Annotated in this window: 13 protein-coding genes; 2 read left to right on the forward strand and 11 right to left on the reverse strand. The window is 67.5% G+C overall.

The genetic code is table 11. From position 1 onward, the window contains the following. Positions 1-4: 4 nt before the first annotated feature. Entirely contained in the window at positions 5-316 is a 312-nt protein-coding gene (locus AC1RQG_RS15505) for a carboxymuconolactone decarboxylase family protein (protein ID WP_493132906.1), read from the reverse strand. A 105-nt stretch (positions 317-421) separates the two neighbouring features. Here AC1RQG_RS15505 and AC1RQG_RS15510 point away from each other — a divergent pair, with 105 nt between their 5' ends. Then, positions 422-1,303 (forward strand): LysR substrate-binding domain-containing protein, encoded by an 882-nt coding sequence (locus AC1RQG_RS15510; protein ID WP_493132907.1) that lies wholly within the window; start codon positions 422-424, stop codon positions 1,301-1,303. Between the two features lie 65 nt (positions 1,304-1,368). Here the strand turns inward: AC1RQG_RS15510 and AC1RQG_RS15515 are convergent, their stop codons facing one another. The 9 genes from AC1RQG_RS15515 to AC1RQG_RS15555 all read right to left on the reverse strand — a co-directional run bounded on the left by AC1RQG_RS15515 (position 1,369) and on the right by AC1RQG_RS15555 (position 13,609). Continuing rightward, positions 1,369-3,396 carry an acetyl/propionyl/methylcrotonyl-CoA carboxylase subunit alpha gene (locus tag AC1RQG_RS15515; RefSeq protein WP_493132974.1) on the reverse strand — a complete coding sequence of 676 codons (2,028 nt, stop codon included), beginning with the start codon at positions 3,394-3,396 and terminating at the stop codon, positions 1,369-1,371. After that, positions 3,386-4,228, reverse strand: coding sequence for an enoyl-CoA hydratase/isomerase family protein (locus AC1RQG_RS15520; RefSeq protein ID WP_493132908.1), 843 nt, complete (start codon positions 4,226-4,228; stop codon positions 3,386-3,388). Before AC1RQG_RS15520 ends, AC1RQG_RS15515 begins: the two co-directional genes overlap by 11 nt. Before the next feature lie 9 nt (positions 4,229-4,237). Then, the gene (locus AC1RQG_RS15525) at positions 4,238-5,863 is read right to left on the reverse strand and encodes an acyl-CoA carboxylase subunit beta (RefSeq protein ID WP_493132909.1); all 1,626 of its coding nucleotides are present in this window, start codon (positions 5,861-5,863) and stop codon (positions 4,238-4,240) included. Between the two features lies 1 nt (position 5,864). Next, positions 5,865-7,034 (reverse strand): acyl-CoA dehydrogenase family protein, encoded by a 1,170-nt coding sequence (locus AC1RQG_RS15530; protein WP_493132910.1) that lies wholly within the window; start codon positions 7,032-7,034, stop codon positions 5,865-5,867. A 54-nt stretch (positions 7,035-7,088) separates the two neighbouring features. Further along, positions 7,089-7,943: an SDR family oxidoreductase gene (locus AC1RQG_RS15535; RefSeq protein WP_493132911.1), complete on the reverse strand. Its 855-nt coding sequence runs from the start codon at positions 7,941-7,943 to the stop codon at positions 7,089-7,091. A 21-nt stretch (positions 7,944-7,964) separates the two neighbouring features. Continuing rightward, a complete protein-coding gene (locus AC1RQG_RS15540; protein ID WP_493132912.1) occupies positions 7,965-8,834 on the reverse strand; it encodes a beta-keto acid cleavage family enzyme in 870 nt (289 codons plus the stop codon). Positions 8,835-9,110: 276 nt separating this feature from the next. Beyond that, complete coding sequence (locus AC1RQG_RS15545) at positions 9,111-11,234, reverse strand: 3-hydroxyacyl-CoA dehydrogenase NAD-binding domain-containing protein (protein ID WP_493132913.1); 2,124 nt, start codon at positions 11,232-11,234, stop codon at positions 9,111-9,113. Between the two features lie 10 nt (positions 11,235-11,244). Next, a complete protein-coding gene (locus AC1RQG_RS15550; RefSeq protein ID WP_493132914.1) occupies positions 11,245-12,450 on the reverse strand; it encodes an acetyl-CoA C-acetyltransferase in 1,206 nt (401 codons plus the stop codon). Positions 12,451-12,472: 22 nt separating this feature from the next. Beyond that, positions 12,473-13,609: an acyl-CoA dehydrogenase family protein gene (locus AC1RQG_RS15555; RefSeq protein WP_493132915.1), complete on the reverse strand. Its 1,137-nt coding sequence runs from the start codon at positions 13,607-13,609 to the stop codon at positions 12,473-12,475. 138 nt (positions 13,610-13,747) lie between these two features. Between AC1RQG_RS15555 and AC1RQG_RS15560 the strand changes: the two genes are divergently transcribed. After that, complete coding sequence (locus AC1RQG_RS15560; RefSeq protein WP_493132916.1) at positions 13,748-16,465, forward strand: winged helix-turn-helix domain-containing protein; 2,718 nt, start codon at positions 13,748-13,750, stop codon at positions 16,463-16,465. Between the two features lie 37 nt (positions 16,466-16,502). Here the strand turns inward: AC1RQG_RS15560 and AC1RQG_RS15565 are convergent, their stop codons facing one another. Then, positions 16,503-18,692: a putative bifunctional diguanylate cyclase/phosphodiesterase gene (locus AC1RQG_RS15565; protein ID WP_493132917.1), complete on the reverse strand. Its 2,190-nt coding sequence runs from the start codon at positions 18,690-18,692 to the stop codon at positions 16,503-16,505. Positions 18,693-19,180 lie beyond the last annotated feature (488 nt).

A 19,180-nucleotide genomic window follows, 5' to 3' on the forward strand; every position in this document is an offset into this window, starting at 1 on the left:
TCCTTCAGTGAATTTGCTTCAGCAGGTTGATGGCCGACGCCGCCGTGGGCCAGCCGGAATAGAAAGCGAGGTGGGTGATGAGCTCCACCAGCTCGTCGCGCGTGACGCCGTTCTCCAGCGCCCGCGCCAGATGGAACGGCAACTGTTCGATGCGGTACATGGCCACCAGCGCGGCCACCGTCACCATGCTGCGGTCGCGCAGCGACAGGCCGGGCCGCTGCCACACGTCGTCGAACAGCACCTTGTCGGTCAGCTCGGCCAGTTTCGGGGCGATGGCGCCCATGCTCTGTTGTCCTGCGGTGGAACCTGTCGTCATCGGTGTGATCTCCATGCGTTGATTTGACAGAGACACGATACGCGACTATCTTTATCCTGAAAAGCAGGAATAATTGAATTAACAATCCCAAAAATCAGGACAATCATGCGCAGAATCACCTTCGATCTCGACATCCTGCGCAGCTTCGTCACGGGCGTCGATCTGGGCAGCTTCGCCAAGGCGGCGGACCGGCTGGGCCGCTCCACGTCGGCCGTCAGCGCCCAGCTCAAGAAGCTGGAGGATCAACTGGGCACGCCCGTGCTGCGCAAGGCGGGGCGCGGCATGGCCACCACGGCGGCCGGCGAATCGCTGCTCGGCTACGCGCGCCGCCTGCTGGAACTGAACGACGAGGCGGCGACGGCCGTGCGCGGCGTGGAGCTGGCCGGCAGCATCCGGCTCGGCATGCAGGAGGATTTTGGCGAACATATACTGACCGATGTGCTGGGCCGCTTTGCCCGCGCCCATCCGAAGCTGCGGATCGAGGCGCGGGTGGCGCGCAATGCGGTGCTGACGGAGCAGATCGCGGCGGGGCAACTGGACCTGGCGCTGGCATGGAACGCCGGCGCCGCGCGTCCACATGCGGAAGCGGTGGGTGAAACGCGCATGCGCTGGATAGGCACGCATGACTGCGATCCGCAATCGCTGATCGCCGGCCCGGAGCCGGTGCCGCTGGTGCTGTTCGACGCGCCCTGCCTGATGCGCACGGCCGCCACCAATGCGCTCGACAAGGCCGGCATCGCATGGCGCGTGGCGTTCACCAGCCCCAGTCTGGGCGGCGTGTGGGCCGCCGTGGCGGCGGGGCTTGGTGTGACTGTGCGGACGGAGGTCGGATTACCATCGCGGCTGCGGACGCTCGATACGCCCGCCCTGTCCCCGCTGCCGAAAGTCGGACTGGATCTGCTGTTCGGCGCAGCGGACCCCGGCCCGGTCGTCGGACGGCTGCGCGATGTGGTGCTGGAAACGGTCGCCCAACACGCGCCGAAATGACCAGTGGCGTACCCTAATTACGCTAAATTGAGCTCGTCGTACCCGCGAAGGCGGGAACGACGTTTTCAGGTTCCGGGCCTTGGCATAGCGGCATTCTGGTCTGCTTCTGAGGAGCCGCCGCGCACCGTCATCAGCAGCTGACGTGCTTTGACCTGCTGGCCAACCTTGCACGACAGGGTGTCGATCACACCATCCGCCTGACTGGTCACGGAAAACTCCATCTTCATCGCCTCCAGCACGGCCAGCGGCTGGCCCTTGACGACGGCCGCGCCAGATTCCACCAGCACGGCGATGATCTTGCCGTCCATTGGCGCCAGCAGCCGGCCATCGCCGGCGGCATCGCTGCGGGCCGCCGGCGCCAGCGTCACGTCCTCATACGCCAGTGTCGCGCCACGGCAGCTCAACCACAGCGTCGCCCCGACGCGCGCCACGTACGCCGTTTGCGCCACACCGTCAAGGATGAAGCGCACCACGGGAGCCGCGATTTCCAATTCCAGCACGATGCAGCCCTCGGCCGACTGTACCTCGTAGCGCCCGCCCCCACATGGCCGCACGCTGGTCTTGACTTCGTTGTCGCCACACTTGAGCCGCACCGACACCGCAGCCGCCGCGGAGCTTTGCCACTCCATCAGCTCACCCGCCACGCCCGCGCGACGCGCCAACGCGTCGGCATCCTGCCGGTAGAACAGCAACGCGGCCAGCGCGCGGTGCACGCTATCACCCGCCAGCCCGGCGGCCAACGCGCCCGCCGGGAAATGCTCGGCGATGAAATCCGTCGAGAACCGGCCCGAGGCGAACGCGGAATGCGCGACCACCTGGCGCAGGAAATCGCGGTTGCTCGCCACGCCCAGCAGCACCGTCTCTTCCAGCATCCGCAACAAGGTACGGCGGGCCTGCTCACGGTCAGCGCCGCTGGCGATCAACTTGCCCTGCATGGAATCGTAGTTCGGCGCGATGACGCCACCCTCCCGCAAGCCATGATCGAACCGCATTCGGGGCCCGGCCGCTGGACGCCATGCCAGCAGTGTTCCCGTCTGCGGCAGGAATCCCTGCGCGGGGTCCTCCGTGCACAGCCGCACCTCGATGGCCCAACCCTTGCGCCTCGCCAGGATCGCGTCCTGCGCCAACGGCAAGGCTTCACCCTGCGCCACGCGCAACTGCCATTCGACCAGATCGAGGCCGTACACGATCTCGGTGACGGGATGTTCGACCTGCAGCCGGGTATTCATCTCGAGGAAATAAAACTGGCCATCTTCGGCCAGCATGAATTCCACCGTGCCCGCGCCCACGTAGCGCACCGCGCGCGCGGCGGCGACGGCGGCCGCGCCCATGCGCATGCGCAGCACGTCGTCCACGGCGGGACTCGGGCACTCCTCCACCACTTTCTGGTGCCGGCGCTGGACCGTGCAATCGCGTTCACCGATGTGGACCACATTGCCGTGCCGGTCGCCGAACACCTGTATCTCCACGTGGCGCGCGTTGAGCACGGCCTTTTCGATCAGCAGTTGACCGTCGCCGAACGCATTGGCCGCCTCGCTGCGTGCGGACGCGATGGCGGCGGCCAAATGCGCCTCCTCGCGCACCAGCCGCATGCCGCGCCCGCCGCCGCCGGCCGCCGCCTTGACCATCACGGGCAGTCCGATCTTCAACGCCTGCGCGGTCAGCTGCGCATCCTCCTGCTCGCTCCCCTGGTAGCCGGGCACGCACGGCACGCCCGCTTCCAGCATCAGGGCTTTGGCGTTGCTCTTGTTGCCCATCGCGGCAATCGCCTCCGGGTCCGGCCCGATGAACACCAGGCCCGCCGCCTGCACCGCCCGTGCGAAATCGGCGCTCTCGGACAGGAAGCCATAACCGGGGTGGACGGCGCCGCAGCCCGTGTCGAGCGCCGCCTGCACCAGCTTGTCGATCACCAGATAGGACTGCGCTGCCGGCGCCGGGCCGATGGCCACCGCTTCATCGGCCTCAATCACGTGCAAGGCATCGCGGTCCGCCTCCGAATAGACAGCCACCGTTCCATAACCAAGCTTCTTGCAGGCGCGGATCACGCGCAGCGCGATCTCGCCGCGATTGGCCACCAGGACTTTATCGAACATCAGCGTCACCCGTCTCCACGTTGCCGGCCGCTGCCCATTGCGGCAACCGTTTTTCCACGAAAGCTTGCGTACCTTCCGCCGCTTCCGGGCCGCGCAGCGCGGCCGAAAACAGCGCGGCGGCCCGGTCCAGCACCTGTCCCAGCGGCTCGCTGCCCACGGCCAGCATGATCTGCTTGGTCAGTGCGTTGGCGCCCGGCGCGCAGCGCATCACCTGCGCCAGCACCTGCGCCTCGCGCGCGGCCAGGCCGGCGTCGCTGTGCTCGACAAAATGGGCCAGTCCCATGCGATACGCTTCGGCGCCATTGAAGCGCCCTCCGCACACGCCAAGCCGGCGCGCGTGCGACAGCCCGATGCGCTGCACCACAAACGGCGCGATCTGGGCCGGGACCACACCAAGGCTCGTTTCGGGCAAGCCAAAGCTGGCGTCATTGCGCGTGATCGTCACGTCGGCCACGCACGCCAAGCCGAAACCGCCGCCCAGCACCGCCCCCTCGGCCACGACGATGACCGCTTGCGGCACGCCGTTGACCAGTTCCAGCAGCGCGCCGAAGCGGCGGTTGAACGCGGCCACCGGGTCTGTGCCCGGCGCGGCTTCCTGCCGGCGCAGGCGGGCGAAATCCTTCACGTCGCCGCCAGCGCAGAAATTGCCGCCGGCGCCGCGCAAGACGACGGCCCGCACATCGGGGCAAGCGGCGACCGCTTCAAACGTGTCGATCAGTTCTTCCAGCAGCTGCGCGTTCATGGCGTTGCGCGCTTCCGGACGGTTGATCGTCAGGTGCAGCACGGCGCCCTCGCGGCGTGCCAGCAGCACGGCATTGTCGATAGTGTGCATGCGATGCTCCTAGAATCGGGCCACGCCGAAACTACTGGTCCGCAGCGTGCGCTGTCTGGCCTCGCGGCAGATGGACAGCGTGTAAGCGAGCACGCGGCGCGTGTCGCGCGGATCGATCAGGCCGTCGTCGTACAACCGCGCGGTGCCGGCCAGACTGTGCGATTCGGCCTCGAACTGCCGCACCACGCCCGTTTCCATCTTGGCCAACTGGGTTTCCTCGGCCTCCGACACGGGCCGCCCCTCCTTGCGCCACTTGTCGCGCGTGACGATGGACAGTACCTTGGCCGCCTGCTCGCCGCCCATGACGGCCGTGCGCGCGTTGGGCCAGGCGAAGATGAAATCGGGGTCGAAGCCGCGCCCCGACATGCCGTAATTGCCCGCACCGAACGAGGCGCCGATCACCACCGTGATGCGCGGCACGCGAATATTGGCCACGGCCTGGATCATCTTCGAGCCATGCTTGACGATGCCGCCCTGCTCGCTCTCGCTGCCGACCATGAAACCGGTCGTGTTCATCAGGAACACCAGTGGAATGTCCGCCTGGTCGCACAGCTGCATGAACTGCCCGGCCTTGGCCGCGCCATGGGCCGTGATGGGGCCGTTATTGCCGATGATGCCGACCGCCATGCCATGGATGGTGGCGCGCCCGCACACCGTGTGGGCATCGTATTCGTCTTTGAAGTCGAGGAAGTCGCTGCCATCGACCAACCGCGCGATCACCTCCCGGCAATCGTAAGGCTTGCGGTAATCGACGGGCACCAGCCCGCACAACTCCTCGGCGTCGTACAGCGGCTTGCGCACATCGGGCGCAGGTACAGCCGGCCGGTCCTTGTTCCAGTCCAGGCTGCGCACGATGTCGCGCGCGATGCGGATCGCGTCCGCGTCGTCCTCGGCCAGAAATTCGCTGGTGCCGGCCACCTGACAATGCATCTCGGCGCCGCCCAGGTCTTCGTCCTTCGCCACCTCGCCGGTGGCCGCCAGCAGCAGCGGCGGACCGGCCAGGAACACCTTGGCGCGCATGCGCACCATGACCACGTAATCGGACAGGCCCGGCATGTAGGCGCCGCCGGCCGTGCTCGAACCATGCACCACCGTGATCTGCGGGATGCCGGCCGCCGACAAGCGCGCCTGGTTGGCGAAAATGCGCCCGCCATCCGTAAAGATCTCAGCCTGATAAAGCAGGTTGGCGCCGCCCGATTCGATCATGGAGATCAACGGCAGCTTCTGGGCCAGCGCGATCTCCTGCATGCGCAAGGTCTTGCGCATGCCCCACGGCGTGACGGTGCCGCCCTTGATGGCGCTGTTGGATGCGTTCAGCATCACGCGCGCGCCGCCCACGTAGCCGATACCGCAGATGGTATTGCCGCCCGCGAGCGAGCCATCCTTGTCGTCGTGCTGGCGCAGTCCGGCCAGCGAGGCGATTTCCAGGAACGGCGAACCTCGGTCGAGCATCAGGTTGATGCGCTCGCGCGGCGTCAACTGGCCGCGCTGGTGGAACTGCGGCTGGCGCGCCGCCTCGGTGGCGCGCACCATGTCCTCCGCCGCGCGCACTTCGGCCAGCGCCGCCAGCATTTCCTCGCGCTGGCGCGCGTAGCCTTCGGACCCGGCGTCGAGCTGTGATGCGATGATGGCCATGTCAGGCTCCGCGCTTACCCGGCAAGGTGCCCATCAGCTTGGCGATAATGCCCAGCATGACCTCGTCCGCGCCGCCGCCGATGGAAGTCAGGCGATAGTCGCGGTACAGGCGCGATGGCAGCGACTCCCACGTGTAGCCCATGCCGCCCCAGTATTGCAGGCATGCGTCCGTCACTTCGCGCGACAGGCGGCCCGCCTTCAGCTTGCACATGGAGGCCAGCTTGACCACTTCCAGGCTGTCCGGATTGGCGTGGTACAGCGTGCCGGTGCGGTAGATCAGCGCGCGCAGGGCCTCGATCTCTGTCTGCAGCTCGCCCAAACGGAAGTGGATCACCTGGTTGTCGAGCAGCGACGCGCCGAACGCCTTGCGCTCGCGCGTGTACTCGATGGTGGTCTGCACCAGCTTTTCCAGCCCCTTCACGCACATGGCGGCGCCGAACATGCGCTCCTCCTGGAACTGCTGCATCTGCATCTGGAAGCCAGCGCCCTCGATGCCGATCAGATAGCGCTGCGGCACGCGCACGTCATCGAAGAACAGCTGCGCCGTGTCGGACGACCACATGCCCAGCTTATCGATCTTCCTGGCCCGCTGCACACCCGGCGTGTTCATGGGCACCACGATCAGCGACTTGTTCTTGTGCGGCGCGCCGTCCGATGTGTTGGCCAGCAGGCAAATCCAGTCCGACTGCATGCCGTTGGTGATCCACATCTTGGTGCCGTTGATGATGTAGTCGCCGCCATCCTTGCGGGCCGTGGTCTTCACGCCCGAGACGTCCGAACCGGCGCCCGGCTCGCTCACGCCGATGGACGCCACCAGTTCGCCGGCGATGGACGGCGCCAGGAATTCGCGCCGCAGTTCGTCCGAGCCGAAGCGGGCCAGCGCGGGCGTGGCCATGTCGGTCTGGACGCCGATCGCCATCGGCACGCCGCCGCAGTCGATGCGGCCCAGTTCCTCGGCGAAGGCGATGGCGTAGCTGTAGTCGAGCCCCATGCCGCCGAATTCGACCGGCTTGGTGATGCCCAACAGGCCGAGCGCGCCCAGCTTCTTGAACAGCGCGCGGGCGGGGAAGATCTTCTCCGCTTCCCACTCGCTCACATGCGGATTGATTTCCTGATCGACGAATCTGGCCACGGTCTGGCGCAAGTCGGCGTGTTCTCTGCTGTCAAACATGGAGCGTCTCCTCGAATTCGATTATTGGACTGTGCATCGTTGGAATGGGTCGGATCAAACCAGCACGCCGGCCGGGGGAGTCCAGTCCTCGGGCACGAACAGGTCGGCCTGCAGGACGCCGTCGCCCTCCACCGTGCGGTATTGGCGCAGGTCCGTCACGCCGTGGGAAATCAGCACTTCGTCGTCGATGAAGTGGCGGCCCGTGGTGCTGCGGGCAGGCTGGGTGAGGATATGCCAGGCCGCGTCGGCCATGATCTCGGGCTTGCGGCTGCGCGCCGCGCCGCTCGGCGACAGCAGGTTGCGCACCGCCGCCGTGAAGATCATCGTGCGCGGCCACAGCGTGTTGAAGGCGATGCCGTCCTCGCGGAATTCCTCGGCCATCGCCATCGCGTACATGCTCATCGCGTACTTGGCCATGGCGTAGGCGGGATACGGGGCGAACCACGCGGGCACCAGATTGAGCGGGGGCGACATGTTGAGCACATGGGGATTGTCCGATTCGCGCAAATGGGGCACGCACGCGCGGCTGACCATGTAGGTGCCGCGCGCATTGATGTCATGCATCAAATCATAGCGCTTGGGATCAAGCGCCAGCGTCCGCGCCAGGCTGATGGCCGACGCGTTGTTCACACAGATATCGATACCGCCAAAGCGGTCCACCGTCTGTTCTACGGCGGCTGCTATCTGTTCTTCGTCGCGGATATCGCACGCTATGGCCAGCGCGCGTCCGCCTGCTTGTTCGATTTCCTCGGCCGCCGTGTGGATGGTGCCGGGCAGCGTGGGATGGGGTTCGGTGGTCTTGGCCACCACGGCCACGTTGGCGCCGTCGCGCGCGGCGCGCAGCGCCAGCGCCAGGCCAATGCCGCGCGAGGCGCCGGTGATGAACAGGGTCTTGCCTTTCAAGGTCATGGCTGTTTCCTCTCGCGTCACTTATGTGGATGAATGGGCGGCCAGCATGGCGCGCGCCTCGGCCGGCGTGGCGATCTCACGGCCGGCGGCGCGGGCCGTGGCCACCAGCGCCTCGATCAGTTGTCCGTTGCCGGCGGCCTTGGCGCCGTCGGGCAGGTAGAACGTGTCTTCAACGCCGGTGCGCAGATGGCCGCCCAGTTCCGCGATGCGGCGATGCAGCGGCCACACCTCCTCGCGTCCGATCACGATGCCCTGCCACTGCGCGCCCGATGGCATGTATTTCATCAGCACTTGCAACAGGTCGGCGTCGGCCGGCATGCCGGAAGCGACGCCCATCACCAGCGACACGTGCAGCGGGTCGCGCAGCAGGCCGGCTGAACGCAGCATGGCGATCGAGCGCAGGATGCCCACGTCGAAGCATTCGCATTCGGGGATCACGCCGTTCTCGTGCATCACCTTGAGGTAGGCGGCGATCTTCTCGACCGGGTTATCGAACAGCATGGGCGGCCAGGCCCAGGCGCCCGACGAGGTGGTCTTCAGATAATTGAGGCTGCCCGCGTTCATGGCCGCCATCTCGGGCTTGCAGCGCTCCAGACAGGCCACGGGGCCGGCGATGTCGCGCCCCACCACGCCGGTGGAGAAGTTGAGGATCACGCCGGGGCAGGCGTCACGGATCGCTTGGGCGATGTGCTCGACGACGTCGGGCTCCCACGTCGGCAGGTGGCCTTTGCCCGGCTGCTGATTGCGGAAATGGACGTGCATGATGGAGGCGCCGGCGTTGAAGGCGTCCCGCGCGGAACGCGCCATTTCGTCCGCCGTCACGGGCACCGGGTGCTGTTTGGGATCGGTCAGCACGCCGGTCAGGCTGCAGGTCACGATTGCTTTGTTCATCGGTACACCACTCCTTGCGAAAGCGATCAAGGCGCCACGCGGCACCATCTGCGAACGATAGTACACACGAATAGACAGTGTGTCTAGATTTGTCGTCCAGCCATGAAATGATTGGCACGAAAACAACAAAGGGCCGCACAATGGCGGCCCCTTACAAAGCAAAGAGGGTCTGACCCTCACCCTTTTCGTTGGGTTGTTGGGCGGTGAAACCGCACGACGCGCCAAACCAGGGTCAGACCCAAGGGTCAGACCCTGCTGCTCAAGCGCTTGTGGGGTTTAACGGCTGTAGAACGTGCGGCCGTTGTCGGCCATCGTCCGCAACAGTGCTGGCGGCTGGAAGCGTTCACCGAATTGCTGCGCCAGCGTTTCGCACTGACCGATGAACGCGGCGATGCCAGTACTGTGGATATGGCCGATGGTGCCGCCCCGGAACGGTGGGAAGCCCCAGCCGAGGATGGCGCCGATGTCGGCGTCGCGCGCCGTCGTCAGCACACCCTCCTCCATGCAGCGCACCGTCTCCACCGACTGCACGGCGATCAGGCGCTGCACCAGCACATTGACGTCCGGTTGCTCGGCGGCCGGCGGGAACAGCTCGGCCAAGCCCTGCCACAAGGACTTCTTGCCGCCCTCGGGATAGTCGTAGAAGCCCTGTCCGGCCTTCTTACCGATGCGACCCAGCGCCACGACGCGCTGCGCCACTTCCAGTCCAGGACGCGGGCGGTAGGCGTCGCCCAGATCCGTCGCCGTCTGCTTTTCGATCTTCACCAGCAGTTCGGCCGAGACTTCGTCCGTTAGCGCCAGCGGGCCGACGGGCATGCCGGCTTGCAGGCCCGCGTTCTCGATCAACGCGGGACGCACGCCCTCCTTCAGCATCTGCAAGCCTTCCATCACGTAGGTCGAGAACACGCGGCTGGTGTAGAAGCCGCGCGCGTCGTTGACCACGATGGGCGTCATGCCGACGGCGGCGATGTAGTCGAGCGAGCGGGCCAGCGTGGCATCGCTGGTGCCCTTGCCGAGGATGACTTCCACCAGCGGCATCTTGTCAACCGGCGAGAAGAAGTGCAGCCCGATGAAGTTGGCCGGACGGGCGCTCGCTTCGGCCAGGCCGGTGATCGGCAGGGTCGAGGTGTTGGACGCGAAAATGGCGTCCGGCGCCAGCACGGCTTCGCTCTTGCGGGTCACGTCGGCCTTGATGGCGCGGTCTTCAAATACGGCTTCGATCACCATCTCGGCGCCATCCAGCGCCGCGTAGTCGGCGGTCGGCACGATACGTTCCAGTAGCGCGGCCGCTTTCTCCGCCGTGATCTGGCCGCGCGCGGCCTGCTTTTCCAGCAGCTTGCGGCTGTAGTCCTTGCCCCGCTCGGCCGCTTCCAGCGACGTGTCGAGCAGCACGGCGGTGATGCCCGCCTTGGCCGTCACGTAGGCGATGCCGGCGCCCATCATGCCCGCGCCCAGGATGCCCACGCGGCTATAGCGCTGCTTGTCCACACCGGCTGGACGCGCGGCAAGCTTGTTGGCCTCGTTCATGCCGAAGAACAGGCTACGGATCATGTTCTTGGCCTGCGGGCTCAAAACGGCGTGCACGAAGTAGCGCGCTTCCGTCTTCAAGCCCGTATCGAGGTCGGTGATCAAGCCTTCGTAAACGCACGACAGGATGTGTTCAGGCGCTGGATAATTGCCATAGGTCTTGGCGCGCAGCATGGCGTTGGCGGCCATGATCAGCTGCTGCACGGCCGGGCTGCTAATGGCGCCACCGGGGATCTTGTAGCCTTTGGCGTCCCACGGCTGCTGCACGGGGCCGGTCTGGGCCAGCAGCCAGTCGCGCGCCGCCTGCACTTCCGTACCAGCCGCCACCACGGCGTTCAGGATGCCCAGCTTGAGCGCGTCGGCCGCTTTCAGGCGCTTCCCTTCCAGCAGCAGCGGCAGCGCGTTCTGCACGCCGATCAAACGCGGCAGGCGCTGGGTGCCGCCGCCGCCCGGCAGCAGGCCGAGGGTCACTTCGGGCAGGCCGAAACGGGCCGACGGCTTATCGGCCGCCACGCGGTAATGGCCGCACAGCGCCACTTCCAGGCCACCGCCCAGCGTGGTGCCGGGCAGCGCCATGGCCACCGGCTTGCCGCACGTTTCCAGCTGGCGCAAGGCTTTGTGCAGGGCCGTGGTGCGGGCGAACAGTTCCGGCGCCGCGTCGGCCGATTGCAGCCATTCGAGGTCGCCGCCGGCGATGAAGTCGGCCTTGGCCGACGTCATCAGGATGCCTTTCACGGCCGGGTCGCTGACGGCGCGCTCGATGGCGGCGAACAGCGCGGCGCAGCTTTCGCCGTTGATGACGTTCTGGCTGCGCCCTGGCATGTCCCAGCTCAGCGTGGCGATGCCCTGGGCGTCGAGTTCAAAATTGATCATGCCGCTCTCCTTAAATCCGTTCAATGATGGTGGCGATGCCCATGCCCGCGCCCACGCACAGGGTGGCGAGGCCGGTGTTGAGGTCGCGCCGCTCCAGTTCGTCGAGCAGGATGCCGAGGATCATGGCGCCGGTGGCGCCCAGCGGGTGGCCCATGGCGATCGCGCCGCCATTGACGTTGATGCGGTCGTGCGACACGTTCATCACCTGCATGAAGCGCAGCACGACGGCGGCGAACGCCTCGTTCAATTCGAACAGGTCGATGTCGGACGCCTGCATGCCGGCGCGCTTGAGCGCCTTCTCGGCCGCGTAGCTCGGGCCGGTCAGCATGATGGACGGCTCAGAGCCGATGGTGGCGAACGAGCGGATGCGGGCGCGCGGCTTGAGGCCGGAACGGGCGCCCGCTTCGGCGCTGCCGAACAGCACGGCGGCCGCGCCGTCCACGATGCCCGAGCTGTTGCCGGCGTGGTGCACGTGGTTGATGCGCTCCAGTTCAGGGTAGCGCTGGCGGATCACCGAGTCGAAACCATATTTCTCGCCCATGTCGGCGAACGCCGGCTTGAGCGCCGCCAGCGATTCGATGCTGGTCTGCGGACGGATGGTCTCGTCGCGGTCCAGCACCAGCAGGCCGTTCAGGTCGCGCACTGGTGCGATGGAGCCGGCGAACCAGCCCGCGTCCACGGCGCGCTGGGCGCGGCGGTGGCTCTCGACCGCGTAGGCATCGAGGTCGGTGCGCGAGTAACCCCACAGGGTGGCGATCACGTCGGCCGAAATGCCTTGCGGGACGAAGTAGCCGGGCATGGCGCAGCGCGGGTCCACGGCCCAGGCGCCACCGTCGGCGCCCATGGGTACGCGCGACATGCCCTCCACGCCACCGCCCACGGCCATGTCGGCCTGGCCGGACATGACCAGCGCGGCCGCCATATTGCATGCTTCCAGCCCGGAGGCGCAGAAGCGGTTGACCTGCACGCCCGACACGCTCTGGTCGTAGCCGGCAGCCAGCGCGGCCACGCGGCCGATGCAGGCGCCCTGCTCGCCCACGGGCGTCACGCAGCCCAGCAGCACGTCGTCGACGTTGGCCGTGTCGAGTTCATTGCGGTCGCGCAGCGCGCGCAGCGCCGTCGCCGCCAGTTCCACCGGCGTGGTGCCGTGCAGCGAGCCGTCCTTCTTGCCCTTGCCGCGCGGGGTGCGCACGGCGTCGTAGATGTATGCTTCCATGTCGTCGGTCCTTGCGGTTCGTTTAGAGGGTGCGGCTGATCAGTTCTTTCATGATCTCGTTGGTGCCGCCGTAGATGCGCTGCACGCGCGCGTCGGCCCATGCGCGGGCGATCGGGTATTCGTGCATGTAGCCGTAGCCGCCGAACAGCTGCACACAGCGGTCCATCACGCTGAACTGCAGGTCCGAGATATTGTACTTGGCCATGGACGCCGTTTCCGCGTCCAGCTTACCGGCCGCCATCAGCTCCAGGCAGCGGTCCACGAACACCTGGCCGACCGCGATTTCCGTCTTCATCTCGGCCAGCTTGTGGGCCACGGTCTGGAAGTCGCCGATGCACTTGCCGAACGCCTTGCGCTCCTTGGTGTAGGCGATGGTCCAGTCCAGCGCGGCCTGGGCGGCGGCGATGCCGGTCACGGCGATCTGCAGGCGCTCCCATGGCAGTTCCTTCATCAGGTAGTAGAAGCCGCAGCCTTCCTCGCCCAGCAGGTTGCGGGCCGGGACGCGCACGTTGTCGAAGAACAGTTCCGACGTGTCCTGCGCGCTCATGCCCATCTTGTGCAGGCGCTTGCCCTTGCTGAAACCGGGCATGGTGGTGTCGACCACGAACAGGCTGATGCCCTTAGAGCCGGCCGAGGGATCGGTCTTGGCCACCACGATCACCAGGTCGCACAGCCAGCCGTTGGTGATGAAGGTCTTGGAGCCGTTCAGGATGTAATGGTCGCCGTCGCGCACGGCGGAGGTCTTGATGCCTTGCAGGTCGGAGCCGGCGCCCGGTTCCGTCATGGCGATGGCGCCCACCATCTCGCCGGTGGCCATCTTGGGCAGGTAGGTCGATTTCAGGTAGTCGCTGCCGTGGTGCAGGATGTAGGGCGCCACGATTTCCGAGTGCAGGAAGAAGCCCACGCCGGTGGCGCCCACGCGCGCCTGCTCCTCCATGTAGACGGCGCTGTACAGCAGGTCCACGCCGGCGCCGCCGTACTGTTCCGGCATGCTGGTGCACAGCAGCCCCGACTCGCCGGCCTTGTTCCACACGTTGCGGTCCACGTGGCCCTGCTCCTCCCAGCGCGCGTGGTGGGGCACGATCTCGCCTTCGATGAAGCGGCGGGCCGCGTCGCGGAACATTTCGTGGTCTTGGCTGTACAGGGTGCGTGGGATCATGGGACAGGGTCTCCAATTTAGTTGAGTATGCAAGTATTGTAGGCAGGGCCGGCCCGCCTCCGCATCGTCGGAAGCGACGAATTGCGCTCGCGCCCCCGGAAACGGTAAGATTGCGGCTCCCGCAACCAAGCCGTTTCCATGAATTCAGCCACCAGCGCAGCCCCCAGCGTCGCGCCCAACCGGCTCGCCGCCAAGCTCAATCCCCCCTCGCCGCCAGCCGCGCAAGTGCAGCGCAAGGCCGTGGCGGAGGCCGTGCGCGCGGCCCAGTCGGTGCGCCTGGTGCTGGTGCGGGCGCCGGCCGGATTCGGCAAGACCACCACCATGCTGCAATGCCGCGCCCAGTTCGAGGCCGACGGCGTGGAAACCCTGTGGCTGACGCTGGACCGCAGCGACAACGACCCGGCCCGCTTCCTGGCCTGCCTGGCGGCGGCCGTGGCCCAGCTGCACGGCGAGCAGGCCGGCGCCAGCGACGGCGCGCTCGACATCATGGAGCGTCTGGCCGCCCATCCCAGCCCGTTCGCCCTGTTCTTCGACGATTTCGAACACGTGACCGACCCCACGGTGCTGGACCTGGTGCGCGAACTGATCGCCAACCTGCCGCGCCGTGGCCAGCTCGTGATCGGCGCGCGCAGCCGGCCGGACCTGGGCCTGGGCCGGCTGCGCGCGCGCGGCCAGTTGCTGGAGATCGACACCACCCAGCTGCGCTTCTCGGCCGGCGAGGCGGCCGAATTCATCACCGGCCAGCGCCACATCGCGCTGGGCGAGGCCGACCTGGCGGCCCTGTACCGCAAGACGGAAGGCTGGGCCGCCGCCCTGTGGCTGGCCTCGATGTCGCTCGAACGGCAGGAAGGCCGGGCCGACTTCATCGCCCGCTTCTCCGGCTCCAACGACGCCGTGGCCGATTATCTGGCCGACGACGTGCTGGCCCGCCAGAGCGGCACCGTGCGCGACTTCCTGCTGCGCACCTCCATCCTGCGCCACCTGAACGCCTCGCTGTGCGACGCCCTGCTGGGACGCGACGACAGCGCCCAGCTGCTGGCCGCGCTGGAGCAGGCCAACCTGTTCATCCAGCCGATCGAGGGCGAACCGGGCACCTACCGCTACCACAGCCTGTTCGCCGGCTTCCTGCGCCAGCAACTGCGCATCACCATGCCGGGCGAGGAGCAACGGCTGCACCGCGCCGCGTCGGACTGGTACCAGGCCCAGGGCGGCATCGTGCCCGCCATCGACCACGCGCTCGACGGCGGCAACCTGGAACCGGCGCTGCGGCTGCTGCAGCAGCACGCGGAGGCGCTGCTGGAGGAAGGCCGCATGCACCTGCTCACGCGCTGGTTCGGCGCCATCCCCGCCGCCGCGCTGGCGCAGGCGCCGATGCTGGTGGTGGTCAAGACATGGGCGCTGGCCCTGAGCCGGGGACCGCGCGAGGCGATGGCCGTGCTGGAGGCGTCCGGCTGCGCCGACTCCACCGATCCCGACGTGCGCGCCCACCTGCTGGCCCTGCGCCCGTCGCTGCTGACGATGATGGACCGCATCGAGGAGGCCAGCGTGGCCGGCATGGACGCGCTGGCGCAGCTCCCGCTCAGCAAGCCGTTCGCGGAGAGTATGCTGATCAACGGCATGGCGCTGATCCTGTGTTCACTGGGCCAGTACCAGCAGTCGCACCAGATGCTCGACGCGGCGCGCCGCAAACAGGGCGACGGCGTCGGCCTGTTCAGCCGCATGTACTCGGAATCGATCGAAGGCATCCTGGACCTGGAGGGCGGCCGCCTGCGCCAGGCCAGCGCGCGCCTGCGGCTGGCCGTCAACGCCACGCACGCGCCGTCCTACACCTACACCCACGGCAACGCCTTCGCCGGCGTGCTGTACGCGGACGCGCTGTACGAGGTCAACGACCTGCGCGCGGCGGCCCACCTGTTCAACGTGTACGTGCCGCTGGCCAAGGACGTGGCGCTGGCCGACCACATGATCATCGGCTACACGCGGCTGGCCCGCATCGCCTTCACGCGCGGCGACATCGACATGATGCTGCAATACCTGAGCGAACTCGAATACACGGGCTACCAGCGCCAGTTGCCGCGCGTGGTGGCCAGCGCGAAGCTGGAACGGGCGCGCATGCTGCTCCTGCAAGGCAACCGCGTGGCGGCGCGCGAGGAACTGGAGCGCGCCAACGACACGGCCGTGTGGGCCCGCGTGCGCGCGCTGCGCCTGCTGGCGCACGACGTGGAGCACTTCGACCTGGGACGGCTGCGCTGGGAAGCGCACTTCGGCCAGGGCGCCCCGGACAATACCGCGCTGGAGCAGATCGACGCCGCGCTGGCGGAAGCGGCGGCCGAGGGCCGCGTGCGGCGCCAGCTCAAGCTGCAACTGCTGCGCGCCATCGCCCTGCACCATGCGGGCCAGGCGCGCGCCGCGCAAACGGCCATGCAGCAGGCGCTGCGCGCGGCCAGCGGCGAAGGCTTTGTGCGGCTGATCGTGGACGAAGGCCCGGTGGCGGGTCTGCTGGTGCGGCGGCTACAGGACAGCCAGCGGGCCGACACGGCGGCCCGGCCCGATCCCATGTTCAGCGACTATCTGCTGCGGCTGGCGCAAGCCTTCCCGCCGGCCGAGGCGGAAGCGGATGCGGAAGCGCTGCCCGAAGCGGGCGCCGGCGCCGCCCTGGCCGAGCCCTTGACCCAGAAAGAGACGCGCATCCTGGCCCTGTTGGCCGACGGCTACTCGAACAGCGCGCTGGCGGAAAAGCTGTTTGTCTCGGACAGCACGGTGCGCACCCATCTGCGCAATATCAACACCAAGTTGCACGCGCAAAGCCGCACGCAGGCGGTGGCCATCGCCCGCAAGCTGGGCATCATCGCCTGAGCGCGGCGGCTGGCTGGCCGGCTGGCCGGCCGGCCGCTCACGCCGTGGCCGGCCCCAGGCCTTGTTGCGCGGCCAGGATGAAGGGTAGCGCCTCATCCGCAGGCAGCGGCCTGGCGTAGTGGTAGCCTTGCACCTCGTCGCAACCGAGCTTGCGCAGCAGTTCCAGCACGGCCGCGTTCTCCACGCCCTCGGCGATGGTGGTCAGTCCGAGGCTGTGGGCCATCTGGACGATGGCCCGCACGATGGCCGTGTCTTCCGGATGGGCGTCGATGGCGCGCACGAACGACTGGTCGATCTTGAGCTTGTCGACGGCGAACTGCTTGAGGTAGGCCAGGCTGGAATAGCCGGTGCCGAAATCGTCCACCGACAGGCTCACCCCCAGCTTGCGCAACCCCTGCACCACGGCCAGCACCTGCTCGGGATTCTGCAGCAGGATCGATTCCGTCAGTTCCAGCTCCAGCCAGTCGGCCGGCAGCGCCGCCTGTTCCAGCGCGGCGCGCACATCCTGTTCCAGGTCGCCGCGTCCGAACTGCAGCGCCGACAGGTTGACCGCCACCACCATGTGCGGCGCGCCCGCCGCGCGCCACTCGGCCATCTGACGGCAGGCCGTGCGCAGCACCCAGGCGCCGATCGGCACGATCAGGCCGCACTCCTCGGCCACCGGGATGAAGCGCGCCGGCGACACCAGGCCGTGACCGGGGCGCTGCCAGCGGATCAGCGCTTCCACGCCGATCATGCGGCCGCTGGCCAGGTCGAGCTGGGGCTGGTAGTAGAGCAGCAATTCATCGCGTTGCAGCGCCTGCGCCAGGCCGTTGCGGATATCGAGCCGCTCGGCCGCGTCCGACAGCATGCGCGGCGCGAAGCCGCACCACGTGTTGCGGCCCTGGTGCTTGGCGTGGTACATGGCCGTATCGGCCTTTTGCAGCAGCGTGTCGAAATCGGCGCCGTCGTCGGGCGACAGCGCGACCCCGGCCGAGACGGTGGTGGCCAGCTCCTGCCCGGCCAGCATGATCGGCTCCTGCAGGCGATGCAGCAGCATGTCCAGCACCGGCGCCAGCGCCGCCGCGTCGGGCAGGCCGCTCCACACCAGCAGGAATTCGTCGCCGCCCTGGCGGCTGACGGTGGCGCCGGGCGGCGCCAGCGCGCGCAAGCGGTTCGCCATCTCCTGCAGCACCAGGTCGCCCTGCAAGTGGCCGAGGCTGTCGTTGATCTGCTTGAAGTTGTCGAGGTCGAGGAACACCAGCGCCACCCGGCCACCGTGGTGGCGCGACACGGCGTCGCGGAAGCTGGCGCGGGCCATGAGCCGGTTGGGCAGCTCCGTCAACGGGTCGTGGTAGGCGAGGAAGTGCAGCCGGTCCTCGGCCGCGCGCTGCTGGCGCATGGCGGCCGACAGCCGCAGGAACGGCTCGCGCACGCTCGATACGAACACGGCCTGGTAGATGTAGCCGTAGGCGACCACCTTGTACAGGTGGCCCAGCAGGCTGAAGATGTCGTTCACGTTGGCGTACAGCGTGAAGCACAATTCGCTCAGGATGGTGATGGCCGTGGCCCGCAGCAGCGGCGTGGCCTCCGGCGCCGGCGCGCGCCAGAACAGCAGCAGCGGCACCAGCAGGATGACGACGATGCCATATTCGGCCGCCAGCTTGATGGGGGTCAGCCCCTGGCCCGGCACGAACATGACGGGCCACAGCTGCGGCGCATACAGCTGCAGGCCGTACACGGCGCCCGTCAGCAACAGGGCCGCGCCCAGCATCAGGTAGCGCGTCACGTCGCTGCGGAAGCGGGTCCAGGGCCGCAGCGCCACCACCAGCAGCGTGAACGCGGCCGTGTAGCGCGCGCACAGCCAGAACGCGATGGCCTTTTGCGGCGCGGCCGGCGTGACGAAATCGGGCATGCCCTTGTAGGACAGCAGATGGGCCAGGTCGATCAGGCCCACGGCCAGGAAACCGCAGGCCAGGATCATGGTGTTGCCGGCCCGTTCGCACTGATAGGCGTTCCACGACACGGCGAAGATGAGGGCCGCCACCACCACGGCGAACAATTCGGAAATGGTATGGGCGGCGGCCGAGAACAGCAATTCGCTTTGCTTGAGCGGCTCCGTCCACGGGCACAGCCAGACCAGCACCAGCAGCGACGCCAAGCCGCCGAACAGCACGCCGCCGGGCGTCACGCGCGCGCGCGGCGCGACGGCGATCGGGGACGTCAACGGGGCAGGTTCGATCAACACGGTTCTGGGCATGTGACGGACATGGCTGCGCGCCACGGCCTCCATCCTGCCAGGCCGTGAAACACTGGTTTAAGTTCGAATATCAGACTTGCATGATAGTCGAAACAACGCTGTCCCGGACAGCAGTTGGGGGAATATTGCTCATAAGCAGCTTTTATCTGTATGAATCTGACAACAATATAGACAAAACGCAACACGAACCGGCGCCCCCGTTCCGCTCCGCTTTTCCCTCTCTGGCGTGCCCGGCGCCGGCGGCGCGTGACTCCCCGCGCCATGCGTTTGGCTCGCCGGGACTAGGCAAAATGGCCTGCCACGCCACTGTTTCGCATTAAGATCGGAACCGGAGTCTATTGCAGTATTGATACGTTTTCTCCGGGCAAGCGCGCGGGCCGGCCACCGCCTCCCGCGCGGCGCAGCAAACTTCTCACAAAGAATGTGGAGCAAACCTCGACGGCGCGGCAAGCCGTAAAAGTACAAACACGGCGGGA

The organism is Rugamonas sp. GW822-FHT03B10 (assembly GCF_058801745.1).